Origin of the sequence: Winogradskyella helgolandensis (genome assembly GCF_013404085.1) — a bacterium.
GTDB lineage: Bacteria > Bacteroidota > Bacteroidia > Flavobacteriales > Flavobacteriaceae > Winogradskyella > Winogradskyella helgolandensis.
In genome coordinates this window covers 826881-853302 of record NZ_JABFHO010000001.1, presented here as the reverse complement: position 1 = coordinate 853302, position 26422 = coordinate 826881, and the positions used below count along the sequence as shown (strand labels likewise).

At 32.6% G+C, this 26422-nt stretch carries 23 protein-coding genes and 1 tRNA gene; 9 read left to right on the top strand and 15 right to left on the bottom strand.

All coding sequences use genetic code 11. The features are described 5' to 3' along the window. The first annotated feature begins 21 nt into the window (after positions 1-21). Complete coding sequence (locus tag HM992_RS03430; protein ID WP_178986399.1) at positions 22-1182, top strand: DNA polymerase III subunit; 1161 nt, start codon at positions 22-24, stop codon at positions 1180-1182. A 36-nt stretch (positions 1183-1218) separates the two neighbouring features. On the opposite strand, the gene HM992_RS03425 is transcribed toward HM992_RS03430, so the two are convergent. The 6 genes from HM992_RS03425 to HM992_RS03400 all read right to left on the bottom strand — a co-directional run bounded on the left by HM992_RS03425 (position 1219) and on the right by HM992_RS03400 (position 9587). Beyond that, positions 1219-1773, bottom strand: a complete 555-nt coding sequence (locus tag HM992_RS03425) for an OmpH family outer membrane protein (protein WP_179318721.1) — start codon at positions 1771-1773, stop codon at positions 1219-1221. 247 nt (positions 1774-2020) lie between these two features. Continuing rightward, on the bottom strand, positions 2021-2881 hold the full coding sequence (locus tag HM992_RS03420; protein WP_317167540.1) for a class I SAM-dependent methyltransferase: 861 nt from the start codon (positions 2879-2881) through the stop codon (positions 2021-2023). Positions 2882-2915: 34 nt separating this feature from the next. Further along, the gene (locus HM992_RS03415; RefSeq protein WP_179318720.1) at positions 2916-3461 is read right to left on the bottom strand and encodes a hypothetical protein; all 546 of its coding nucleotides are present in this window, start codon (positions 3459-3461) and stop codon (positions 2916-2918) included. A 159-nt stretch (positions 3462-3620) separates the two neighbouring features. Next, a complete protein-coding gene (gene mnmG / locus HM992_RS03410) occupies positions 3621-5492 on the bottom strand; it encodes a tRNA uridine-5-carboxymethylaminomethyl(34) synthesis enzyme MnmG (RefSeq protein ID WP_179318719.1) in 1872 nt (623 codons plus the stop codon). 83 nt (positions 5493-5575) lie between these two features. Next, a complete protein-coding gene (gene ybeY / locus HM992_RS03405; protein WP_178986403.1) occupies positions 5576-5986 on the bottom strand; it encodes an rRNA maturation RNase YbeY in 411 nt (136 codons plus the stop codon). Then, positions 5979-9587 (bottom strand): DUF4175 family protein, encoded by a 3609-nt coding sequence (locus HM992_RS03400; protein WP_179318718.1) that lies wholly within the window; start codon positions 9585-9587, stop codon positions 5979-5981. The genes ybeY and HM992_RS03400 overlap by 8 nt, the downstream gene beginning before the upstream one ends. 214 nt (positions 9588-9801) lie before the next feature. Between HM992_RS03400 and HM992_RS03395 the strand changes: the two genes are divergently transcribed. From HM992_RS03395 to HM992_RS03375, 5 genes are all read left to right on the top strand, one after another. Beyond that, entirely contained in the window at positions 9802-10845 is a 1044-nt protein-coding gene (locus HM992_RS03395; RefSeq protein ID WP_179318717.1) for an alkane 1-monooxygenase, read from the top strand. Between the two features lie 140 nt (positions 10846-10985). Then, positions 10986-12500, top strand: a complete 1515-nt coding sequence (gene gltX / locus HM992_RS03390) for a glutamate--tRNA ligase (RefSeq protein WP_179318716.1) — start codon at positions 10986-10988, stop codon at positions 12498-12500. Positions 12501-12581: 81 nt separating this feature from the next. Next, entirely contained in the window at positions 12582-13565 is a 984-nt protein-coding gene (locus HM992_RS03385) for an SGNH/GDSL hydrolase family protein (RefSeq protein WP_179318715.1), read from the top strand. A 115-nt stretch (positions 13566-13680) separates the two neighbouring features. Next, entirely contained in the window at positions 13681-14607 is a 927-nt protein-coding gene (locus HM992_RS03380; protein ID WP_178986408.1) for an SPFH domain-containing protein, read from the top strand. Next, positions 14597-15121 carry a hypothetical protein gene (locus HM992_RS03375; protein ID WP_179318714.1) on the top strand — a complete coding sequence of 175 codons (525 nt, stop codon included), beginning with the start codon at positions 14597-14599 and terminating at the stop codon, positions 15119-15121. Before HM992_RS03380 ends, HM992_RS03375 begins: the two co-directional genes overlap by 11 nt. Before the next feature lie 61 nt (positions 15122-15182). On the opposite strand, the gene HM992_RS03370 is transcribed toward HM992_RS03375, so the two are convergent. The 3 genes from HM992_RS03370 to HM992_RS03360 form a co-directional block, all read right to left on the bottom strand. After that, positions 15183-15395 (bottom strand): hypothetical protein, encoded by a 213-nt coding sequence (locus tag HM992_RS03370; protein WP_195806599.1) that lies wholly within the window; start codon positions 15393-15395, stop codon positions 15183-15185. 76 nt (positions 15396-15471) lie between these two features. Then, on the bottom strand, positions 15472-16938 hold the full coding sequence (locus HM992_RS03365; RefSeq protein ID WP_178986410.1) for a carboxypeptidase-like regulatory domain-containing protein: 1467 nt from the start codon (positions 16936-16938) through the stop codon (positions 15472-15474). Between the two features lie 122 nt (positions 16939-17060). After that, positions 17061-19070 (bottom strand): glutamine--tRNA ligase/YqeY domain fusion protein, encoded by a 2010-nt coding sequence (locus HM992_RS03360; RefSeq protein ID WP_179318713.1) that lies wholly within the window; start codon positions 19068-19070, stop codon positions 17061-17063. 155 nt (positions 19071-19225) lie between these two features. Between HM992_RS03360 and HM992_RS03355 the strand changes: the two genes are divergently transcribed. From HM992_RS03355 to HM992_RS03345, 3 genes are all read left to right on the top strand, one after another. Then, positions 19226-19426 carry a zinc ribbon domain-containing protein gene (locus tag HM992_RS03355; RefSeq protein WP_179318712.1) on the top strand — a complete coding sequence of 67 codons (201 nt, stop codon included), beginning with the start codon at positions 19226-19228 and terminating at the stop codon, positions 19424-19426. 209 nt (positions 19427-19635) lie between these two features. Next, positions 19636-19998, top strand: a complete 363-nt coding sequence (gene folB, locus HM992_RS03350) for a dihydroneopterin aldolase (RefSeq protein WP_178986412.1) — start codon at positions 19636-19638, stop codon at positions 19996-19998. A 94-nt stretch (positions 19999-20092) separates the two neighbouring features. After that, positions 20093-20163, top strand: a tRNA-Cys gene (locus HM992_RS03345). Positions 20164-20351: 188 nt separating this feature from the next. Here HM992_RS03345 and HM992_RS03340 read toward each other — a convergent pair. Genes HM992_RS03340 through HM992_RS03315 form a run of 6 tightly spaced genes read right to left on the bottom strand, consistent with a single transcriptional unit; the run spans position 20352 to position 26407 of the window. Next, positions 20352-22082, bottom strand: coding sequence for a cadherin repeat domain-containing protein (locus tag HM992_RS03340; protein ID WP_179318711.1), 1731 nt, complete (start codon positions 22080-22082; stop codon positions 20352-20354). A 32-nt stretch (positions 22083-22114) separates the two neighbouring features. After that, on the bottom strand, positions 22115-22795 hold the full coding sequence (locus HM992_RS03335) for a LysE family translocator (protein ID WP_179318710.1): 681 nt from the start codon (positions 22793-22795) through the stop codon (positions 22115-22117). A 43-nt stretch (positions 22796-22838) separates the two neighbouring features. Beyond that, positions 22839-23510 carry a head GIN domain-containing protein gene (locus HM992_RS03330; protein WP_179318709.1) on the bottom strand — a complete coding sequence of 224 codons (672 nt, stop codon included), beginning with the start codon at positions 23508-23510 and terminating at the stop codon, positions 22839-22841. A 12-nt stretch (positions 23511-23522) separates the two neighbouring features. After that, positions 23523-23759 (bottom strand): hypothetical protein, encoded by a 237-nt coding sequence (locus HM992_RS03325; protein ID WP_178986416.1) that lies wholly within the window; start codon positions 23757-23759, stop codon positions 23523-23525. A gap of 11 nt (positions 23760-23770) precedes the next feature. Further along, positions 23771-24097: a YbjQ family protein gene (locus HM992_RS03320; protein WP_178986417.1), complete on the bottom strand. Its 327-nt coding sequence runs from the start codon at positions 24095-24097 to the stop codon at positions 23771-23773. Positions 24098-24154: 57 nt separating this feature from the next. Further along, positions 24155-26407, bottom strand: a complete 2253-nt coding sequence (locus HM992_RS03315; protein WP_178986418.1) for a ribonuclease R family protein — start codon at positions 26405-26407, stop codon at positions 24155-24157. Positions 26408-26422 lie beyond the last annotated feature (15 nt).

Genomic DNA, 26422 nt, shown 5'->3' with positions numbered 1-26422 from the left:
AAAAATACATAGTTTTGCTTTATGCTATTTTCTGAAGTTTTAGGTCAAAAACATATAAAAAATCACCTCACCACAAGTGTCGATGCAGGTAGAATTGCTCATGCCCAATTATTTATTGGTCCTGAAGGTTGTGGTACGCTACCAATGGCTTTAGCCTATGCGCAATATATATTGTGCGGCAACGATAATGGTGAAAATTCAGGAGGAAATGAATCGTGTAATATAAAGTTTAAGAATTTTTCTCATCCAGATTTACATTTTGCATTTCCTGTTACGACAAGCGACAAAGTAAAAAGCAAACCCGTTTCTAAATATTATCTCGAAGAATGGAGACAACTTTTAGACCAACAACCTTACGGCAACCTATTTGATTGGTATAAACTTTTAGGAGTTGATAATAAACAAGGACAAATTGGTGTAGATGAAGCCTTTGAAATTGTAAAAGCACTAACACTAAAATCTTATGAAGGCGGACATAAAGTGATGTTGATTTGGATGGCTGAAAAAATGAATACGGCTAGTGCCAACAAGCTTTTAAAGCTCATTGAGGAGCCACCAGAAAAAACCATTTTCATTCTTATCGCTGAAGAAGAAGAACAAATCATTGGTACGATCAGATCACGTTGTCAAATATTACACTTTCCACCTTTGGCCGAAGAAGCTATTTCAGAAGCTTTAGTAAAAAACTACCATATAGAGCAATCGGTTGCGACAAAAATAGCCCACCAATCCAATGGGAATTATAATAAAGCATGCGACTTAATCTATCACGATAGTGAAGATATACAATTTGAAAAATGGTTTGTATTTTGGATTCGCTCAGCGTTTAAAGCGAGAGGGAATAAAGCCGCAATACACGATTTAATATCTTGGTCAGAAGAAATTGCAAAAACAGGACGTGAAACACAAAAGAAATTTCTTAATTTCTGTTTAAATTATTTCAGACAAGCTTTATTACTCAACTATAAAGCTGACGAGCTAGTATATTTAGAACCTAAATCAGACGATTTTAAACTCGAAAAATTTGCACCTTTTGTTCATGATTCCAATATTTTAGAGATTTCAGATGAACTACAAGATGCCATTTATCATATTGAACGCAATGGAAGCTCTAAGATAATTCTTACAGATTTATCCATTAAACTAACGCGTTTATTACATAAAAAAAGCCAAGCGTCTTAGGCTTGGCTTTTTTAAACAAATTACGATCTGTTATTATTATTCTGTTGCTGCATCGGTTGATACTTCCGTTTTAGCATCTTTAGAATTATACGCTTCGTTAATTCCCTTTTTAACTTCTTCGGTAATATCTAAAGTTTCGATTCCATAAACAACACTTCCTGCTTGATTTTTTCCTAGAATGAATGTGTATCCATTTTCTTTACCATACTCTTCAACAAAGGTGTTGAATTTAGAAAGCACAGAATCCATTTCAGTTTTAAACATTTGATCCATTTGTTGCTGACGCATTTGCATTTGTTGCTGAACTGGTTGCCATTTTTGAGAAAATGCTTGAGATTCTTCTTGTTGTTTTTGTGGTGACAACTGACTTATACGTTGTTGAATAGATTGCATTTCCATTTGGTACACCATAGCAATACTATCTCTTTGCTTTGTAAATTGGTCATCTTGAGTTTTAAATTTATCCTCAATATCAATTTTCATTTGATAAGCACTAATTATTTCACCATTATCTATGAATGCGATTTTTTGTTGTTCTTGACAAGATGCAGCAGAAATCAAAACCGCTAAACTTAAGATTATTTTTTTCATTTTTTTATTGTTTAAGTATTTGTGAAAATTTTGTTGAATATGTTTTTATTTAATTTTTGCAAATGTATAAAAGTTACACCGTGATTTGCTCAATTTTTCTACTATTGATGTTTTCTATTGAAATCTAGGTATTCAATTTTTAAAATCAATCAAAAAAGAAGCTAAATAAAGCGATTTAAGCGTGTTTCGGGATTTTGTATTGTTATGACTCACTAAGCATATCAAAAAAAGAACAGCGCTGCTTATATTAAGAATTACCACTTCGCAAGACATAAATATGAGAAGAGTACTCTCCTGAACGTTTTGCTTTACGATTAGATTGCCATCCTATCCAAAATGCCTTAATTGGATTCATGAATCCTGATTTATATTTTTCAGAAAGTAAACACACATAATAGGCATCAAATTTCATTGGTAAGGTTTTTAGCAATGTCATTTGTTTTCTTTTGAATAATTCTGAAATAGACATTTTTGAAAAATGCCAAAGGTGTCTTGGCACATCATAAGCAGCCCAAAAGTTTTTGTAATACTCCGCATCATAACTTTTATAATTTGGAACCGCAATTACTAAAGTGCCATTTGGTTTTAAAAGTTTTTTAAATAATACAGTGTGCATTTCTAAATCTGGTAAATGTTCTAACACATGCCAAAGGGTAATAACATCAAAACTGTGAGGCTTCAATTTTAATAATTCTTCGGTTTCAAAAACTGCATTATTTGTTTTTGAATTTGCAATTTGTCGTGCATTTTCGTTCGGTTCTATTCCTGTTATTTTCCAGTTGTCTTTTTGAGCCGTTTCTAAAAAATCACCAGTTCCACATCCGATATCCAAAAGTGTTTTAGTTTCTGACTGAAAAGAATTGATTAATTTCAATTTTCGATTTAGAGAAATTTCTCTTACTTTATGGTAGGCGAATTCTAGTAAATTTCGCTTGGTATCTGTGTGCGAAATATAGTCTTCACTTTTGTAATATTCTGAAAGCTTTTCACCTTTTGGCTCCGGAAATGTTTCTAACATATCGAGCTCCTCATTATATAATAATTGGAATTCTTCTTTAGAAACAGAATGGTCTTTTAAAGTTAGATATGTTGGTTTTTGATTTAGCACGAATACACTTTTACTTTTGAAATGAATTGCAATATTACTGATATAATTTTTCTTCAATTTGCTTTACAAATAAAAGATTATCCTTTTCTGAAATAAAGAATACTGAAGGGCTATGTGCATTTGTAAAAGCTAAAGCTCCATAATCCTTATTAAATAGTATAGGCCCTACTCCATCAATTATTGGTTCAATCATCATATAACTATCAAACCAATTTCCATCCAAATCAGATAACACTTTAAATTTGCTTATTTCATATTCAGCTCCTATATCAAAAATCAGAGTTTCAATTTTTAAATTATAGGTTATTTTAAAGTTTCTTGATACATCGGTTTCACTTATATAATTATACCCAATAGTAGAATTATTTTCAGTTTTCGTCAAACGATATTCAGTACGCAACATCAAAGAATCACTAACAAACCCATAAAGATATCGTGTTTTGATTTCAATATAATTTTCTGAATAAGATGGTTTGCTATACTTGTTCTGAATGTTATAAATAAAATAAGAAGTTAATCCAATTACAAATATTAGAGCAATTACAAAAACCAATATCAATGTATCTTTAGTTTTAATCAAACGTCTTAATGTTTTTTCGAATACATTTTAAGCTATAGATCTTTATCAATGTTGGGATATTCACTAACAGTTTTTAAGAATTAATCACACCGTTTAACGTCATAGAAACAAATTGTTTCACGTGGAACATTTTATTCTCACAAAAGTGAGAATCTATTTTTACCTGCCCAAATAAACCAACAATACAGAAATATCATTTGGGTTTACCCCACTAATTCGCGAAGCCTGAGAGATGGTTACAGGTTGAATTTTAGTCAACTTTTGACGCGCCTCAATACTCATAGATTTCAATTTTGAATAATCAAAACCAGCTGGAATTTTTAAATTCTCTAATCTATTTAGTTTGTCAGCATTGTTCTTTTCCTTCTCAATATAACCCGCATATTTCACCTGAATTTCTGTTTGCTCAATAATCTCTGTATCCAAATTATTAGACTGAATATAATCATCTACAGATTGAAATTGTCTAACATCGTCAATCGTAATATTTGGCCTAGCATATAATTTAAACATTTTATCTTGCTGTTTAACTGGTGCTGAGTTCTTAGATTCCAAAACCGGATTTGCCTCTTCCGGTGTGACGCTTGTATCTCTAAAAAATTGCACAAAAGCATCCGATTTAGATTCCTTTTCCTCCATACGTTTTAAACGTTTTTCAGAAGCTAATCCCAATTTATAACCTTTAGGCGTTAATCTAAAATCAGCATTATCTTGTCTTAATAAGGTCCTATATTCCGCTCTAGAAGTAAACATCCTGTAAGGCTCTTCCGTTCCTTTTGTAATTAAATCATCTATTAAAACCCCGATATAAGCTTCATCTCGCTGTAATGTAAAAGCATCTTTTTCTTGCACTTTTAAACTCGCATTAATACCAGACATTAAACCTTGAGACGCGGCCTCTTCATAACCAGTCGTTCCATTAATTTGTCCGGCAAAATATAAACCTTCAACGAGCTTAGTTTCTAACGTATGCTTCAATTGTGTTGGCGGAAAGTAATCGTATTCTATCGCATAACCCGGTCTAAAGAATTTTACGTTTTCAAAACCTACAACAGAACGCAAGGCTTTAAATTGAACATCTTCTGGCAACGATGTTGAGAATCCATTTATATAATATTCACAAGTATTCCACCCTTCAGGCTCAACGAATAACTGGTGTCTATCTTTATCTGCAAAACGATTAATCTTATCCTCAATTGAAGGACAATACCGAGGACCTACACTTTTAATTCTACCATTAAACATTGGTGAGCGATCAAAGCCTTCACGTAACAAATCGTGAACCAATTCACTCGTATACGACATATGACAAGAGCGCTGTTTAGTTAACGGTTTTGTAATATCTAAATACGAGAATTTTTGTGGATCTTCATCACCAGGTTGCTCTACCATTTTTGAAAAATCTAAAGACCGACCATCCACTCTAGGAGGAGTTCCGGTTTTCATTCTACCCGATTCAAAACCTAAATTTACAAGTTGTTCTGTGATTCCAGTAGCCGCTCTTTCACCTGCTCTACCACCACCAAAATTCTTATCACCAATATGAATTAAACCATTTAAAAACGTTCCATTTGTAAGGACAACTGACTTTGCTCGAACTTCAACACCAAGCGATGTTTTAACACCAACTACTTTATGATTTTCGACTATAAGTCCAGAAACCATCTCTTGATAAAAATCAAGATTTTCTGTGCCTTCCAAAAGCATTCTCCAATCCTCCGCAAAACGCATTCTATCGGATTGCACTCTAGGACTCCACATTGCAGGTCCTTTGGATTTGTTTAGCATCTTAAATTGAATCGCAGAGGTATCCGAAACAATTCCACTATAACCTCCAAGCGCATCTATCTCTCTTACAATTTGGCCTTTTGCAATACCACCCATAGCAGGATTACAAGACATTTGAGCAATGTTTTGAAGGTTCATTGTAATTAATAATGTCTTACTTCCCATATTTGCAGCAGCTGCTGCAGCTTCACTTCCTGCGTGACCTGCACCGACTACAACAACATCATAAACTTCATTAAACATATATCGATTCGTTTTTGTTCCACGTGGAACAATTAAATTTTAAAAAATTTTGAGTCTGCAAATATACACTGAATTGGTATGTATTAATTGCGTTTCGCTAAGTAGTAATCTTCTTTAGAACGCATCTCTTTTTCCGCTGCATCAGTTTTGTCTTTATAACCGCAGTAATGCAAAACACCATGAATAATCACGCGTGCCATTTCCTCATTAAAAGCCGTATTAAATTCCGATGCATTTTCTCTAACACGATCAACAGATATATAAATCTCACCATGTAGTTCTTTTCCTACTGAATAATCAAAGCTGATTATATCTGTTAAAGTATCATGATTTAAAAAATCTACATTCAATTTATGTAAATAATCATCAGAACAAAAGATATAGTCGATATCTCCTATTTTACATTTTTCTTCTAAAATGGTAGATGAAATCCACTGCGTGAATTCTGCTTCTCGATCTAAAATAAAGTCGGTTTCGTAGTTAAAACTAATCATTGGTTTTCTTAAAATACTCTTGAATTTTCCTCTTATACTGATTCTGCAAAGGTAGTGCTTGACGATTTAAAATTTCAGTTGTATTGAAATATTGTTTCGCCGTCGGAATTTGACTAGGATTAGTTTGATTAAATTCTTCTTTATTCGTTTCAGATTTCCGTTTTGAATCTTGCCCTTGCATGAAGGTAGCATTCTCTAATTTTAACAAATTATGTTGAAGATCCATCATTTTTTGAAGGGTCTGATTCGTAAAACCAGTATTCAATAAATCCAATTCAATCTCTTCCATTTGTCTAATCAATTGACCTGCGGATTCTATTCTACCATCTTTAACTAATCGATCTTCTAAGGCTTGTCGTAATTGTTGTTGTTGCTGGTAAATTTTAAATAGCTCACCGTTTTGTTCCTCACTTCCACCTTCACCATAGCCGTCATTATTTTCACCTTCACCATTTCTATCACCACCATTTTTTCCATCTTTGTTTCCCTTACCATCTTTGCCATTTTCTCCTTGCTTTCCACCTTGTTGTCCTTCGCCATTTTGAGATCCGTTTTCACCAGATTGACCACCTTCACCTTGTTTACCTTCTTTCTGTCCGCCTTTTCCGCTCTCACCACTTTCACCACTTTCTCCTTCTTTACCAGATTTTCCTTTATCTCCCGGCTTATCGCCTTCACCTTCTTTGCCTTCCTTACCTTCTTCACCTGGTTTTTCACCCTCACCTTCCTTTCCTTCTTCACCTTCTTTTCCTTCTTCACCTTTCTTAACACCTTCTTCCATTTTCTTATTAAGCTCCTCTTGGCTCATAATAATATCTGGTAACTGTTCTCCGCCACCACTTCCTTCACCCATAGACGGATTCATTTGCATTTCCATATTATCTAAAACATCACTTAAAAAATTCGCCAATTCGTTGGTCGCTGTTACAGCATATTGTTGTGCACCAACACCTTGATAAAGTCTATTCTCTGTTAAATTGTCTAAAGCTTTGTCTATATTAAAATACACATCGGTAATTTGTGAATTTACTTGTTCAGAAATCTTAGGTTGTCTTAACGACAAAGCAAATAAACTATCATCAATATGCTCAAAATGAGCTCTAAGATTACTTTGCTCTATAATGTACTTTCCATATTTATTATTATCAATTCCAATACTCTCAAAAGTTCCCATAAGAGCTTCTTGATCAAAAGAATAAAGTAATAGGTTTTTTAAAATTTGACGTAACGTATCGATATCCTCAGACATTTGCTCACCACCTCCACCACCTCCACTAGCAGCTTTTTTCATCATGTCACTGATCTGCTTCATCTTCTTAGCTGCTTTCTTTTGCTTTTCTTTAGCTTTTTCTTGCTGCTCTTGTGCTTCTTGTGGTTTCTTTTCAGATTCGCTTTCTTCCTTCTTGTCTAAAGCGTCCTTAGCTTCTTTTTGATCGAATTTTATTTCATCTTCTAAAAATTCATCCCTTGGAATATCCATTGGTTTTTGAAGCTGTTTATCTTCTCTCATTAATTCCTCTATTTCTTTTTGTAGCTTATCAAATTCATCGTTTAATTTTTCTTGAGCGTCTTTAGTATTCTCTATATCCTTTTCTGATAATTGCTCTTGTTCTTCAGCTAATTTTTCTAAGTCCCTCGCCACCTTTTCGGCTTTCTTCATCACATAAAAACGCTTTGTTAACTCTAAAAGCTGTTTCATGCTGCGTTGCTTATTCTTATTTTGCTTGGCTAATTCTTCAAGTTTTTCTGTAAACTCTTCTTTATTAATTTTATCCTGTAGCTTTTCAAGTTCCTCAAGCAGCTTTTCGTCCTTTTTAAGTTGCTCTTCATTTTCCTTTAAACGTTCTTTTAAATCTTCTTTAAACTGATCGTCCTTCTCTTCTTCTTTTTGAAATTCTTCTAAATTATCCTGTAGTTTTTTGTTGAAATTTTTCATCAACTGTTCCTGATTTTTCTGACGTTTTAAAAACTCTTCAAATTTCTTTTTGTCATTAAAATTCAGGCTTTCTTTTTCTTTTTGTGTTTTAGATATTTCTTCAAGCTTTTTATCTTGTTCCTGAAGTTTATCAAACGTTTTACTAATATCTTTTATCGTTTCATTTTGCTCATTAAGTTGCTTCTGCTCTTCTTCTTCTTTAGTCAATTTTCGGTAACTAAACGTGGAACTTTTAGTGCGCTTGTAATTATGAAGTGCATCGTTATCAAACACTTCAAAATAGAGTTGGTAACTTACACCATCTTCTAAGTTGAATTGATTAGGAAACGCACTTACAAATTCACTAAAATTTGATTTTGAAATGGTAATCGACTCAACAACTTTTTTGGATTCATCATCAGCTGGATAATACACCAATTGTAACTTGGTTAAACCATAATCATCAGTAGCCTGACCATAAAAATAAAGGCTTTGTTGATCTATGGAATCCTTTTGAACCTTAATTGATAATTCAGGATAAGTATCTTTTACAACATTAATATTATAGGCTAAATTCTCGTAGTCTTTTAAATCATAATTACTCGTGGTGATACTGTAATTATAGTTTCTAAAAAGACGTTTTGAAGCTTCAAAATTGCCTTTGTCAATTGGTTTGAAACTCAAGGTGTCTTCGGCATAAATTTGTACTCCCGTAGTGGACTTTGTCTTGGCTTTCCATGTCACATTTGTACCCTCAGGAATAACCGCTGAACCGGTACTTTTCAATACCTCATCTTGCTTTTTAGTATGCGACGGGTAATCTAAAACCATTTCAAAATTAACGAGATTTGGTGTGTTCACCACCTCTAATTTGTAAGGTTTTGAAGTGACATCATTTGCAGATAATGTAAATTCTACAGCTTCTTTTGGCAGGCTGAATGTATATTGAAATTCGCCAGGTGCTATTTGTTGTAAAAAGTACGACTGCCCATTAAATTTGATTTGTGCATTCTCTGGAATCACATTTCCAGCGGTTGATACTTTTAACTTAAAATCTTTATTTTCTATAGCTTGAAGCGATTCATTCAACACAAAAAATTGAAAAGGAGCTGGTGGTTCATAAGCCGTTTGGTAATTTACCACGCGTTCGTAACTATCGCTAAACCAATTTATTTTTCCTGTGGCGAAGGACAATAATAAAATGACAATAGGAATGGCGGCATATTTTAAATATTTGGTATTTGATTTAAAATTAACCGCAGACTTAAACGGAATCGGTTGTAATTCTTGAGACTTTTGTTCTATGCTTGCTAATAATAAATCGGATTGTTGTGGACTTTTGTTTAATTGAAGTACGTTTAATAGTTTATCGCTGACTTCTGGGAAATGATTTCCTATTAATTTAGAAGCTGTTTCAAAATTGATACCTTTTCTAAGTTTGAATAAATGTGATAATGGAATGGCGATGAATTTTACGAATAAAGCTAATTCTACTCCAATGAATGTCCAGAATAAGATTGTTCTTGCTGTGGGATTCAACCACAATACATATTCTACAAATAAGGTAACAATGAGATATAACAAACCAATGGAGAAAAATAAGATAGCGCCTTTTAGTAATTCATTGGTGTAATACCTTTTAATGAATTGCTCTAGTTTTTGTTTTATAGTATTAAAGTTGCTCATTAGATTTTGGCTATTGGATTTTAGCTATTAGCCTTTGGTTTAAAATGCCATATTACCTTTAACTGACTAAACTACGATTTTATTTTAATTGCAATTTCGGGAAAAATGGTAAGATTCTGTTAATTTAGATGTTTTTGGTGTTAAATTAGATTCAAATTGAGGCATTCTTAACTTAAACGTGGATTTCTACCTCTAAAAGAATGACAAACTACATATGAAAGACCTTAAATATCTAGCCGCATTTTCAATCCCTTTAGTCTGTTTCTTCAGTTTGTATTTTAAAGGCTATTGGATTTGGGCTACTCCTATTTTTGGATTTGTTTGCATTCCGATTTTAGAACTGATATTTCCTGTTGATACGGATAATTTAAAGCCTGATGAAGCCGACAATAAGTTAAAACAAAAGCTATTTGATTGGTTGTTGTATTTAAATCTTCCTATTGTTTATGGTTTAGTTATTTATGGATTATTTACCGTATCAAACGCAGCATTAGAAACTTATGAATTCGTCGGAATCATTGTTTCTGTTGGTATTGTTTTGGGTGTTAACGGTATTAATGTTGCTCACGAACTTGGCCATAGACAAACCACAAACGAACGCTTTTTAGGCAAAGCGCTACTTCTACCTTCATTTTATATGCACTTTTATATAGAACACAATTTTGGTCATCATTTGCATGCAGCAACTCCAGAAGACCCTGCAACAGCTCGTTATAATCAAACTGTGTATTCCTTTTGGTTGACTTCAACACTACGGCAATATTTTAATGCTTGGAACATTCAGAACAAATTGTTGAAAAACAACAAAAAACACTTCTTTTCGCTTAAAAATGACATGTTTTGGTTCGTTTTCTTTCAAATTAGCTATCTAATTGCAGTTTTATTCATATTTGGGACTTCAGCTTTACTGTTTGCTTTTTTTGCTGGAATTGTTGGTTTTATTCTCCTTGAAACTGTTAATTATATTGAACATTACGGTCTGTTGCGATTAAAAACTAAATCCGGACGTTACGAACGTGTTAAGGAGATCCATTCATGGAATTCTAATCATGTTATAGGTAGAATTGTATTGTATGAATTAACCAGACATAGTGATCATCATTATAAAACATCTAAAAAATATCAAATATTAGATTGCCATGAGGAAAGTCCACAAATGCCTTATGGTTATCCAACATCAATGGTCTTAGCCATGTTGCCTCCACTTTGGTTTTCTATTATGAATAAGCGTGTCCCTAAGACTATGATAACAGATTAGTTTTCAGTCACAGTCGTAATTTTCAGTTGGTGGGATTAGAAACTTTGAAGTTTAAACTTTGAACATTGAACTTCAAAAATCTATCTTTGCAAAAGATTCTGAAATAAATTCAGAATGACAAACTATTTCGATTTTCCGTTATGTCTAAAAACGTACGTGTGCGCTTTGCACCAAGTCCAACAGGACCTTTACATATTGGTGGTGTAAGAACCGCTTTATTCAATTATTTATTTGCTAAAAAACATGGTGGTGATTTTGTTCTCCGAATAGAGGATACAGACCAAAACCGTTATGTTGAAGGTGCTGAAGATTATATTGTAAAATCTTTAGATTGGTGTGGTATTTCATTTGATGAAGGTCCGGGGAAAAACGAAAAATTTGGTCCTTACAGACAAAGTGAACGCAAGCATTTATACAAACAATATGCAGATGATTTAATAGCTAGCGGAAATGCGTATTATGCGTTTGACACGTCTGAACAATTAGATGCAGAACGTAAAGGCCACGAAGCAGAAGGTAAAACCTTTATCTACAACTGGCATAACCGTGAAAAAGGACGTTTAGTAAACTCTTTGGTTTTAACTGAAGCTGAAACTAAAGCTAAAATTGAAGCTGGCGAGGATTACGTGATACGTTTTAAATCGCCTCAAGATGAAACCTTACATCTTACAGATATCATTCGTGGTAATATAACGATTGATACCAATGTATTAGATGACAAAGTGTTGTTTAAAAGCGATGGTATGCCAACCTATCACCTAGCGAATATTGTGGATGACCATTTAATGGAAATTACACATGTAATTCGTGGTGAAGAATGGTTACCTTCTTTAGCATTGCATCAATTATTATATGATGCTTTTGGTTGGGAAGCACCAGAATTTGCACATTTACCATTAATTTTAAAACCAACAGGAAAAGGAAAATTAAGTAAACGTGATGGTGATAAATTAGGCTTTCCTGTATTTCCATTAGAATATACAGCACCAGACGGAACGGTGTCTAGAGGTTATAAAGAAGATGGGTATTTCCCTGAAGCTGTGGTTAATTTCTTAGCGTTTTTAGGATGGAATCCAGGAACAGAACAAGAGATATTTAGTTTAGAGCAACTGGTTGCAGATTTTGATTTAGCACGAGTTAATAAAGCTGGAGCACGCTTTGATCCGGATAAAACCAAATGGTTTAATCATCATTATATGCAGCAGCAATTAGATTTACATTTGGCTGAAGCGTTTAAAACCATGCAACCTGAATTAGCAGATGTTGATGTTAATTATATAGCCTTGGTCGTTGGTTTAATAAAAGAACGCGCAACATTTGTTCAAGATTTTTGGGACTTAAGTCATTTCTTTTTTACTGCTCCAACCGCTTATGATGAAAAAGCCTCTAAAAAGGCCATTAAAGAAGATACGGCTGAACTGATGACAAAAGTGATGGACTTGGTTACAAAAACCAATGATTTTACAGTAAGTAATCTTCAAACTGATATTAAAGGTTGGATTACAACAAACGAGATCGGTTTTGGTAAAGTAATGATGCCATTGCGATTAGCTCTCGTTGGAGCCTTACAAGGACCAGATGTATTTGATATTATGTTTATGATTGGTAAAGCTGAAACGGTAAATCGTATCGCTCAATTTATAAAACAAGTTTAGTTTCTTTAAATATTAAAACACATCTAAATTTCCCTCAAGGGGACAATACATGTGATAAAAATTATACTTAAATTTTAACTTATGAAGTCTTATGTTTTCCTTTTGGTGTTTATTCTAAGTTTAAGCACGTCTTGTAAAAGTGAAAAAAAAGCAGAAGGACCTACAGTAGTCGTAGAATTACCTTTACATGATAAACGTGTTTTGATTTTAGGTAATAGCATCACACAACATGGTTATTATGTAGACTTTATAGAATATTATTTACGTAAACAATTTCCTAATAATCAGTTAGATATCATCAGTATTGGTCTATCAAGTGAAACGATTTCTGGAACCTCAGAAGCCAATAGTGTATTTCCAAGACCAAATGTTAGGGAACGCTTAGATAAAGCGTTAACAAACATTAAACCAGATGTTGTTGTAGCCTGTTATGGGATGAATGATGGTAATTATCAGCCCTTAGATTCCCTCTTATTTAAAGCTTATAAAGACGGTATTTTAGAGTTGAAATCTAAAGTAGAAGCACGTAATGCACAATTAATTCTACTCACACCAACAGTTTTTGATCCTAATCCGATTGCAGATCGCGTTTCAAAAGAAGGAGAACCTCATGCATATTGGCATCCTTATTATAAATACAATGACGTCTTAACGGCCTATTCTGATTGGTTATTAAGTCTCGAAACGGATAAACTTCAAGTTATAGATTTGCATCATCCTCTCGATTCCCTTTTAAACGATGTAAAACGAATTAAGTCTGATTCTACGTTTATTCCAGATGGTGTACATCCTAATAAAATTGGTCATTTTTATATGGCTCAGAAGATTTTAAACGATTTATATCCTGATGTTGTAATGGAAAATCCGGTTTCAGAAATTAATCGTTTAGAAGCCGATTCGCTTTTTACTTTAGTTTCTAAAAGACGTGACTTACGCTCTGAAGGTTATCGAAATTATATTGGATATACGAAAAATGGTGACACCATAAAGGCTGATTCTATTTCTTCAACTATTACCAAAGTAAAGTTATTGGATGCCACTATTTTAAAATTATTGAATCCGTAAAAAACGTTATCGTCATTTTAAAAATGTTGTATACCTATTATCTGCTTCATTTCAATTTATCTAATTAAAATATCTTACTTTTAATGTCAGTTAGTTTTAACTTTAAAATCATGTTATGGGAAATTTTATTCTAGTTCCAATTATATTTTTTGGATTAATCATTTTAGTATCCTCATTCTTTATGGTCAAGCAACAAACTGCTGCCATTATAGAACGTTTTGGTAAATTTCACAGTATTCGTCAATCGGGTTTACATATGAAAATTCCAATAGTGGATAAGGTTGCGGGACGTTTGAGTTTAAAAATTCAACAATTAGATGTTATCATTGAAACTAAAACTTTAGATGACGTATTTGTAAAACTAAAGGTTTCTGTGCAGTACAAAGTCGTTACAGAAAGTGTTTATGATGCATTTTATAAATTAGATTATCCACATGATCAGATAACGAGTTATGTCTTTGATGTGGTGCGTGCTGAAGTACCAAAAATGAAATTAGATGATGTTTTTGTGAAGAAAGATGATATCGCCTTAGCCGTAAAAGCGGAATTAAATGATGCTATGATGGACTATGGATTTGATATTATCAGAACTTTAGTGACTGATATTGACCCAGATCCACAAGTAAAAATAGCTATGAACCGTATTAACGCTGCAGATAGAGAAAAAACAGCGGCACAATATGAAGGTGATGCACAGCGTATTTTAATTGTTGAAAAAGCAAAAGCGGAAGCTGAAAGTAAGCGTCTACAAGGACAAGGTATTGCTGATCAACGTCGTGAAATTGCTCGTGGTTTAGAAGAATCGGTTGATGTTTTAAACCGTGTTGGTATTAACAGTCAAGAAGCTTCGGCGTTAATTGTAGTAACACAACATTACGATACCTTACAAGCTATTGGAAGTGAAACGAATAGTAACTTAATTCTTTTACCAAATTCTCCACAAGCAGGTAGCCAAATGTTAAATGATATGGTCGCTAGTTTTACAGCGAGTAATCAAATTGGTGAGGCAATGAAAAATCAGCAAAAGAAAAATGAAGAATAATATAAAAAAGATATTGCTATTTGTTTTAATAGCGACAAGCGTGAATGTGTTTTCTCAAACCAAAACAGAAGCTTTAAAAGATGCTAAAACAACGTCTAAAGCAACTTTAGAAATGGACTTTGAAACCGTTCTAAAGCATACACTCCCCTCTGTATTGGACATGATGGGAGGCAAAGATGCTGCTTTAAAAGTCATCGAATCTACCTTTGAAGGTATGAAAGCACAAGGTTTTGTATTTGAAAAAGCAGATATTAATGGTGTGTCTGAAATTGTTAAAGAACAAGGTCAATTTCGATGTGTGGTTGAAGGCTACAATCAAATGGTGATGTCTGGACAACGTATTTCTTCTAAAAGTTACCTTTTAGGAATTTATAATGAAGCCGATAACTATTGGTGGTTTATTGAAGCTAAACAGTTCAAAAATGACGCTCTAAAAGATCAAATTTTACCAAATTTTGAAACGGCTCTGGAGATTCCTGAAGATGAAATGAAGGTCGAACCCATAGAAGATTAAATTATAAAAAAACCTCATAACTAATAATTATGAGGTTTTTTTATAGAACTAAATCATGCAATCAATGACCTTCTTCTTTATATCTATCTCTGATTTCTTTTAACTCATTAAGGTAATTTTCTAAATCTGAAGTATCTATATTATCCATTTCATTAGACCCATGAGGTAATGTACTTCTAGTTTCGCTTAAATATTTTTGAAGTTCTGGATAATTCTCTTCTATATCTCTAGTTACTATAGAGATTTTAGTAAGTATTTTTTGTGATTCTTCCATGATATGATGAGTTTATCTAAAGTTACTCTTTTTTAAAAGTAATCCCTCTCAATAAAACGTTAAAACCATGGTTACCCTAATCAGTTTTATAGTCAATTATAGCTTGAACAGGACTCAACACACTATAATCTTTCCAAATAGAAGGATCGTATTTTGAGATATAACTTATTGGATATTCTTTAGTAATTTTAAAAGCTGAATCATCTTCCAATGATCCTTTACTTATAAAAAATAATTCACTTTTAGCCTTATAATCTTGTTCGATCATAAACTTTAATTTTAATTGCTGTTTATCGGTTTGTTCTGCTGTATTATTTCGAATAAATTTAAGTGATCTATTAAGATAAACGTAGTTTCCATTTTCTTGACTGATAAAATACAAGTCATAAACAGCATTCTCATTCTTTTTAAAAATCACTGTAGAACGATACGCATTTTCTTCGAACTTAAAGCCTGCTAAAAGTTTAAGATTCATTTTAGAACCCGTTCTATTTTCGGCAAATTCATATTCTAGCTTTACCACTGCGAAATCGGACGTGTTTACATACATTTTACCTGTGTATTTAGCAGAACGTTTTGTGGGATTAAAGCTAATGCTGTAAGTTGCTTCATCGTTGAGATAACTGATTCCATCAATTGAATACTCGTAGCCTTTATCTTCGAATATAAAATCTAAATTTGAGTTTTCTACCAGTGAATTGTTTCTAATAATCCTAGATACCTTATTGTTAATTACAGTGGTTTCTCCTTTTTTAGATTCAGAATCTTCCTTTATAATTTTACCCACTTTAAGTGAATCTTCAATAGTAAATATGCTTGTTTTTAATTTGTAAGTTGCCGAAGAATCTAACACATTAAGTACACTTTTTATTAATTTACCATTCACCGCATCGGTAGATAAATCTTTTTCAATATTCACTAATTTAGTTGCTTTTATAATCTGACTCTGTGTACTATCTGCAATATGCAATAGGTCTAATAGTGTATCTTCATAAAACTTAGAATTATTATTGACCATCATTTGACTCATGGTCTCAAAGTTTTTATTAATGTCTTTAATTGTTGCTCTGTTGAAATTGGAAGATTTTGAAACTTCAAAGTCAAAATCTTTAATATTAAAATTGCTGCTTTCTCTCATAAAAATCCTTTGATTACCATTTACAGGATAGTTTTTTGAGATATTTGCTCTCACATTTTCTAAAATTTCTTCAATAGACAGAAGTTTATTTGTAATAAAAACTTCTGAAAGCTCACTTATAGAATCTTCTAAAACATATGTTGGTTTTGTAAATGTTGAAAGTTGAAATTCTAATGATTTATACCCCAAACATGAAATTGAAACGTTATCCGAGTCTGAAAAATTATCCGTTTCTAGTGTAAAAACGCCCTCATCATTAGTTATAACTCCATAATTTGGACCAATCTGAAGTGTAACATAAGGAATAGGATTATTATCAATATCTACAATTTTACCAGTAATAGTCTGACTAAAAACGGTAGTTCCAATAAGAAGTAACGTTAGAATGAGCGTAATTTTTTTCATGTATTTGAATTTGAAATTTAGACATCCTAAACTACTCTAAATTATTTAGTTATTTTAAAAAAAATACCTACAAGGTTTTGAAAACCTTATAGGTACTTTCAAATAGTAAGAATATATAAATATTAAATATCTGAAGCCTCAGCAACCAAGACGTCATTCTTATCCTCTTTAGCTTTATCAATAAATTCTGTAATAGCTTCATTTTGTTCTAAGCCATTTTTAAGCAGTTCTTTTAACGCAATTAAAACTGCGATGCGAGTCCCTGCTTTTTTTACAGCCGTACCAAATAAAGGCTCTAATTCGTCGTAAGCGACATCTTTAGCAAGCTCTTGTATTTCAGATTTAACTTTTAGTTGTTTTTCTTCAGGTAAATTGGTATATTTTTTACCAAATTGCTGAATAACACTGATTGCCGAACGTTTTTGTTGTTGCGGTTTTGGTATATTCTGATTTTGAGTATTCTGAGGTTTAGGCTTCTGTTTTGCCCAACTATCTCTTAAACCAACTGTTTTATTAAATACTAATTTTCCTGGTTTAGAATCATCATCAACATTAAAATAGCCTAAACGTTGAAACTGAAACTGCTCTCCTACTTCAACATCAGCTAAACTTGGTTCTAAGTAACCCGTTTTTATAGTTAAAGATTTCGGGTTTACGTATTCCATAAAATCTTTGTCTTTGTCGCTATCTGGCGATTCGTGCATAAATAGACGATCGTATTCTCTAATTTCTGCAGTTATCGCATGTTTTATAGACACCCAATGCAATGTTCCTTTTACTTTTTTAGAGGTGTCTTCATCATAGGTACAATGAATTTCGGTAATGTCTCCGTTTTCATCTTTTACAACTGAATTAGCTTTAATGATATAAGCATTTTTCAATCTCACTTCACCTCCAATTTGCAGTCTAAAAAACTTAGCACCTGCTTCCTCTTTAAAATCCTCTTTTTCAATATAAATTTCTCTAGAAAAAGGCACTTTTCTAAATCCAGCAGAATCATCTTCCTGATTATTTTCAGCTTCTAACCATTCCTCCTTGTCTTCAGGATAATTAGTAATCACCACTTTTACAGGATCTAAAACGGCCATGACACGATTCGCAGATTTATTTAAATCTTCCCGAATACAGAATTCTAAAAGTGACACATCAATGACGTTTTCGCGTTTGGCAACACCCACTTTATCAATAAACTTTCTAATGGAATTCGGAGTATAACCACGACGACGCAAACCAGAAATCGTAGGCATACGTGGATCGTCCCAACCTGAAACAATACCTTCTTCAACCAAACGTAATAATTTACGCTTGCTCATAATGGTATAACTTAGGTTTAAACGGGCAAATTCGCGTTGTTTAGGTGGCAATGGTAATGCGTCCTTAGCGTAATCATAAATATGATCTCTAAACCAATTATAAAGCTCTCTATGTGGTTTAAACTCTAAAGAACACAAACTGTGTGAAATTTGTTCTATATAATCACTTTCACCATGCGTCCAATCGTACATCGGATAAATACACCAATCGTTACCTGTTCTGTGGTGTTCGGTATGCATAATACGATACATCATAGGATCTCGCATGAGCATGTTTGGGCTTTCCATATCTATTTTTGCACGAAGAATATGTGTACCAGCAGGAAATTCCCCAGCTTTCATACGTTGAAATAAATCTAAATTTTCTTCGATACTTCTGCTTCTATATGGACTATTAGTTCCTACCTGTGTTGGTGTTCCTTTTTGTTGTGCTATGTCTTCAGAGGTTTGGCTATCTACATACGCCTTACCATCTTTTATCATTTGAACTGCCCAATCATACAACTTCTGAAAATAATCAGAAGAATACAATTCATTTTCCCATTGGTACCCTAACCAAGCAATATCTTTTTTAATAGCATCTACATACTCCTGCTCTTCTTTAGCAGGATTTGTATCATCGAATCTTAAATTTACTGGTGCATTATAGGTTTCACCTAATCCGAAACTTATACCAATAGCTTTAGTATGACCTATGTGTAAATACCCATTTGGCTCTGGTGGAAAACGAAAACGTAGCTTGTCTTTTGATAAACCGTTCGCTAAATCTTCTTCTATAATATGCTCAATAAAATTGAGTGCTTTTTTTTCTTCTGACATGTTTTAGGTGTTAGCTGTTAGGTATTCGCTGTTAGGTGAAATCCCTATACAGCTAAAATTCTCAACATCATTATTCCGGGTGGTAAAATTAAACAAATTGTAACATTTATTTACTTTTTTAGACTGATAGTATGAATCAATAACCAAATACTGAAATGAATTATAAATGTCCGAAATGCCATAATAATACCTGTACTGTTGACCAAATGCGAGCCACTGGTGGTACGTTTTCTAAAATCTTTGATATTCAGAACAAAAAATTTACGTCAGTCACCTGTAAAAAGTGCACGTATACTGAATTTTATAAAGCCAAAACAAGTGCTATGAGTAATATATTTGACTTGTTTACGAGTTAGAGAAGCGTAAAGATCGCTTCGCTGTAAGAACCAAGAAACAATACTTATTAGTGGTAACTGATGCTAATTCAGGTTTTATTTGAGTTTTATAGCGTTCTAAAATCCCTCTAAGTTTCACTTCAACTTCGAACAGTAACCAGATCTTAATTAACTGAATTAAAATTCTATTAGAAATTCAGTTTATGTGAACTTAGTATTATTTTTGTCCTATGGGAATTATAAAGGTTGAAAACATAAGAGTATTTGCTAATCACGGCTGTTTAAAAGAAGAAACTGCTATTGGTAGCGATTACCGTGTAGATATTGAAGTTAAAGCAAATTTGCAAACCTCAGCAGGATCTGATGAATTAAGTGATACTGTAGATTATGTGTTGCTAAATAAAATAGTTAGAGAAGAAATGGCAAAACCTTCTAAGCTTTTAGAAACGGTTGCCAAGCGTATTTTGAATCGTGTTTTTATTGAAGAAGCCTTAATTACTAAAGCTACAGTTGCTGTTAGTAAAATTAATCCGCCAATTGGTGGTGATGTTGAGATGGTTACGATAAAAATGACTCAAAAGCGAAAAAAGTAAAGCTATTTAGGGTATAACGTATATAATTTTTATATTTGCGCTCTCGTTAAATTAAGTTTAAATTGATGAGACTCCTTTTTTAAAAGGAATAAAGGGTGTCGTGGCCGAGTGGCTAGGCTCAGCTCTGCAAAAGCTGCTACAGCGGTTCGAATCCGCTCGACACCTCAGAAGATAAACCTCTAAGATCCCTTAGAGGTTTTTTTATTTTTTAAATTTTAAGAAAATTTAGATTAATGGTTACGCGATTCGAATTCTAGCGCAATAATAACTCCTGAAACCCTTGAACTTATGTTGATGTTTTTTAATTTTACTAAAGTTAAAAACAAACAACGTTTGTACTAACCAAATTCTATTTAATCAAAGTAATAATACTGAACACTTCCATCATATACATTTGAAGTTTTGCTTATCGGATAATTATTTGAATTATAGTTATAACTGTAATTAACATCAATAGGAAACTGAACATTAGTTCTAACTATCCTTGTAATATTATTTGTGTTATTAAAAATATTATTAAGTCTATTAGAATTATCAAAAAAACCATTTGTTAATACATATACAAAATACTGTACAAATGATAAATTTAAGGTTTCATCAAACTTATAAGGGTTTTGGTAATCATCATATTCATAAGTAATAGAGCCATTACCAGAGGATATATTAATTAAATTATTATTACTATCATAAACAAAATCAACTGTCGAAGTTCCAACTGTATAACTCAAAATCTGATCGTTATCATTAAGAACCATACTTCTATCATCAGAATTAATTTGATCTATAAAGTTAACAGTGTTTCCTATATATTCAATATTATAATTTAAACTTTCAGGGCCACAAAGCGTAATGTCTACCTGAATATTTGTAATTCGGTCAGAACTATCATAGGTTAAAGTAAAATTACCTCTGCAACCACTACCATAAAACATATCTTGTTCCGTAAAATTAGTAATTAAGTTATTATTAGTTTCATAGAACCTTATATCACCATTATATAAGCCCAAGTAATAATATAAATACGAAAATTGAGTGTTCTCATAATGTATAACGACGTTTTGGTTTGTAATATCTAAATTAAGATTAGCGCCAGAAGTAACTGTAGAAGAAGAACCTTTAAAAATTGAATTGTCATAAGTAACATCTAAAAGATTAATTGTAACCGCAGCGCTGGCAGAAACATCATCATTAGTAACATTTATTATCCCAGAAATAATAGGGTAGGTTTCATAATTAAAAAGATTACTATTTTTTACTTTTAATTCTCCAGTAGATGCGTCTACACTAAATGCATTCACAGGATATTGCTCTTGAATCGAAAATGTTAGTTCCCCGTGATTTGTATTAGCTTGTACAATGCCCAAAACTTCATTATTTGGTATATCTTCATTAACACTTAATTCGAAATCAGTAGCTTCTACAGTTATAACTATTTCGTCTAAGTCATTTAAAGTAACTTCTATTGCCGAAAATACCGCAATATCATCAGTATAAACTTTAACCGTTCCTGTTAAAATTGGGTTTACTTCATAATCAAAAAGTGAAGCATCTCCTACAGTCAACTCTCCTGTATTTTCATTAATTAAAAATGCTCCTGTTGGAGTTTCCTCTTCTAATGAAAACTGAACTTCACCCTCATTAATTGAAACTTCAATTATTCCCAATAATTGATTACTATTTGGATTTTCATCCAACGTAATTACAAAATCAGTAGTTTCAACTAAGTCATTTAAAGTAACTTCTATTGCTGAAAATACAGCAATATCACCGTTGTAAACTTTGACCGTTCCCGTTAAAATTGGGTTTACTTCATAATTAAAAAGTGAAGCATCTCTCACCGTCAACTCTCCTGTATTTTCATTAATTAAAAATGCTCCTGTTGGAGCTTCCTCTTCTAATGAAAATTGAACCTCCCCTTCAGTAGTTGAACCTTCAATTGTTCCCAAAAATTGATTAGTATTTGGATTTTCATCCGTTTGCAAGAAAAAATCAGCTGAAGTAACTTCAATTTCTGTTTGACTCTCATTAGCATTACAGGAAATAAGTAATACTACTATTAAAAGATTTAAAAAGATATTTTTCATAATATAACATTTTAAAGATGTTTAATTATCAATCAAATAGGATTAACAAGCTCCATCTGTTCAATTCCCTTTTCATAAAGATCCGGGAATAAACCTTGGCTTAACAGTATAATTCCAAAAACTAAAATCACTAAGGCTACTATTTTTTTAGTCTTAAAAATACGTCGTGGAGTCAACTTGTTTTTTAATCGTTTTGCAGCTGCTATTTTAACCAAATCTGTCAAGAAATAAGCTATTAACATGGTTACAATAAAGATAGTTACGCCGTTTTCAGAGGTTGTAATAGAAGTCCCAATGACTATAAACCCTAACCAGCCTAATAACACACCAATATTGATAAAATTAAGTAGAAATCCTTTTACAAAAAGCTTACCATAATCCTTTTTAGGAAGTTCAATTCTATGATGCTCTCTTACAATAGATCGGAACGATTTAGAGGTTTTTATGAAACTTATAAGTCCGTAAATAACTAATAATGCACCTCCAAAAACTAATAATTTTGGATCGTCTTTTATTTTATCTAAAAGTGTATCTGTACTTTTAAAAATAACAAGGATGAAAACGATATCAGCGAAAATAACTCCTAAATCAAATATAATGGCACTTGTAAACCCTTTGGTAGCACTTGTTTCTAGTAATACAAAAAACACTGGTCCAATAGTGAAGGCTAAAATTATTCCAAAAGGAATAGCTGTTAAGATATCGTCTAACATGTAAAACTTGCGGTTTACACAAATGTAAGAAACTCAACCGAACTTACATACGTTTTATTTTACCACCAAGGATTGTCTTTTCGTCAATCTCTTTTGGTTTACCGTAAATGTAAACATTACCACCGGCTTTAATTCTAGCATTTACCGATTCTGTGGCATGAATATAAGCTTCTCCAGCTGCGTTTATACTAACATCTGTTATTTCGGTAACAAAATCTTTACCATTAATTGCTCCTCCTGTATAAATGGATATATCTTGATTTTTAGAACTTCCTGCTACATTAATAATTCCACCTGTAACGGCTCTTAAATTAGCGTACGTTGTTTCTAACACAGCTGTAATTTCTGCTCCTTCTTGTACTCTTAAATCCAGTTCATATTGCTTTATAGGTTCCTTTACAATCACTTTTGCACCTTCATTAGCATCAATTTCATCTACTGACGTATAATACAATATCACCACGGTATCGTTACCGTCATAACTTTCTCTTAGATTCATCCGTATTTTAAGTGTTCCGTTGTTATTAACAACTTCGACATCATTTCTGTTTTTACCTGAAATGACCACTTTATTTTCATCCGATTCCATCATTTTAAGATGAATTAAATCAAATACTTTAACGGTTGAAAATTCCCCAATTTGCTTTTCAATAGACTCTTGTGCATTACTAGAAATACCTAATGTAAATGCTAGTATTAAGATGATATATTTCATATTTTAATCCCTTTATTTTAAGATAATTACCTTTTTACTGAATACCCATTTTAGTTGAATTTCATCACCAGATTGCTTTTTTATAACACGTCTTTGAGGCGTTAAAATTACAGTAATCACAGCAGATGCAACTGCTAAAACCATTTGGTTAATATCTACAAAAATAGCTTGAATGCTAAATCTTACAATAACATAAATAACGGCAAATATTAAAAAAACGTATAGCCCGGCTTTTGTACTTGTTTTCATGTGTATTATATTTAAACAGCAACTTTTACAGCTGTTCCAGTAATTGAAACAATTAAGGTATTTGTAGTAGCTAGTGTTTCTATATCAATTTGAACACCTACAACGGCATTAGCACCTATAGTTTTTGCGTTATCTTGAAGTTTTTGAAACGCTTCTTCTTTTACAACTTCTAGTCCTTTAGCATATGCTTCATAATACTTTTGTGAACTGAACATATCCTTAAAAGACATACTTTTTCCTTTATAAGAGTGTGTAGAATTAAAAGAAATACCAGTAACTATACCTAAATAATCAATTATTTTATGGTTCTCTATTGAATTGGTGGTTGTAAGAATCATACGATAAACGTTTTATTATAAGTCTTATTTTTAGAAAAATTGTTACAGATAGCTCCGTTACTCATCAACAGTTTCAGGTTTACCAACCATATAAAAATCCAAATGCTTTTTAGCCAAATCTGCATTTTTAACCTTTACAATAACCTCATCACCAAGCTGATACATGGTTCCTGTTTTTTGTCCAATCATAGCATATTGATCTTGGTCAAACTGATAGTGATCGTCTTTCATATCTCTAACACTTACCATACCTTCACATTTATTAGAGATTATCTCTATATAAATTCCCCAATCCGTTACTCCAGAGATAACACCCATAAATTCTTCATTTTCATGATCTTGCATAAAACGAATCTGCATGTATTTAATAGAATCGCGCTCAGCTTTAGTCGCTAAGTATTCCATGTTACTAGAATGCTTACATTTTTCTTCGTAAATCTCTTGATTCGCTGATTTTTCACCATCCAAATACTGCTGCAATAAACGATGTGCCATGACATCTGGATAACGACGAATAGGCGATGTAAAATGACTATAATAATCGAATGCTAAACCGTAGTGACCGATATTGTGTGTGGTATATTCGGCTTTAGACATGGTACGAATTGTTAAGGTATCTACTAAATTTTGTTCTTTTTTACCAACAACATCTTTTAGTAAATTATTTAAAGAGGATGCAATACTACCTTTATCTTTAAAATTTAATTTATGTCCAAAACGTGCCACAACCGTTTGTAATTGTGCTAGTTTGGATTCGTCTGGTTCATCATGGACACGGTAAACAAATGTTTTCTCAGGTTTTTGTTTTCCTACAAATTCCGATACTTTTCTGTTAGCTAATAACATGAATTCTTCAATCATTTTATTAGCATCTTTACTTGTTTTAAAGAATACTCCAACCGGATTAGCTTCTTCGTCTAAATCGAATTTTACTTCCACCTTATCAAAAGAAATCGCTCCATCTCGCATACGTGCTGAACGCATTTTACGAGCGAGTTGGTTCATTTTTATAGTGGCTTGAGCAACATCGACAGACGTTTGATATTCTTCTCCTGTTAATGAAACTTCAGCAGGAATTGTTGTATTTATTTTTTCTTTATGCTTTAATACATCAACTTCATTAAGTGTCGTATTATTTTCAATAATGGCTTGAGCCTCTTCATATGCAAAACGTGCATCAGAATAGGTTACGGTTCTACCAAACCATTCCTTTTTAATTTCGCATTTATCATTCATATGAAACACTGCAGAAAATGTATATTTCTCTTCGTGTGGACGTAATGAACAGGCTCCATTAGATAAAATTTCTGGTAACATTGGTACTACGCGATCTACTAAATAAATAGACGTGGCACGTTCGTAAGCTTCATCATCTAAAACCGTTCCTGGCTGCAAATAGTGAGATACATCGGCAATATGAATTCCTATCTCATATAAGCCATTATCTAGAACTTTAAAAGATAAGGCATCATCAAAATCTTTAGCGTCCTTAGGATCTATGGTAAAGGTTAAATCTTTACGCATATCACGTCGTTTCGCTATTTCCTCTGGTTTAATTTCTAAATCGATCTTGTTAGCGTAGGCTTCAACCTCATGAGGAAATTCTAAAGGTAAACCGTATTCTGCCATGATGGAATTAATCTCCGTACCGTGTTCACCTGGTTTCCCTAAAACTTGTATGACTTTTCCGTTAGGCGAATCTGCTTTTTCTGGCCATTCTTCAAGAGATACTAAAACTTTATCTCCATCTTCAGCTTTGTTTATTTTATTGATAGGTACAAAAATATCTGTGTACATTTTGTTACTATCCACAACCACAAAGGCAAAATTCTTTTTATTATGAATTTGAATGGTACCAACATATTCCGTTTTTGCACGTTTAATAATATTAGTAATCTCTCCTTCTTGCTTGCCTCTATGTTTTCGTTTATATGCGTAGAATTCTACTTCATCTCCATGTAAAGCTTTGTTCATATTGTTTGAAGCGATAAATATATCCTCTTCAAAATCATCTGAAATAACATAACCGTTACCTTTAGAAGCAACGTCTAAAATACCTGTATGATATTCGGTGTTAACAATGGCTTTAAACTTTCCACGGTCGACTTCTTCAATCTCTTGCTTTGCTTTGAGTTGCTGAAGTTTCTTTATAATTTGATTGCGACTACTGGCATCGTTAACACCAATTTTAGCTGCAATTTGTTTATAGTTAAATGTTGAGTTTCTGTCTTTTTTTAAAATACTAAGAATTGTATTTGTAAGGTTGGAAATCTTATTATTTGAAGGTTTCCTGTGTTTCTTTTTTGTCATTTAATTTGTAATCTA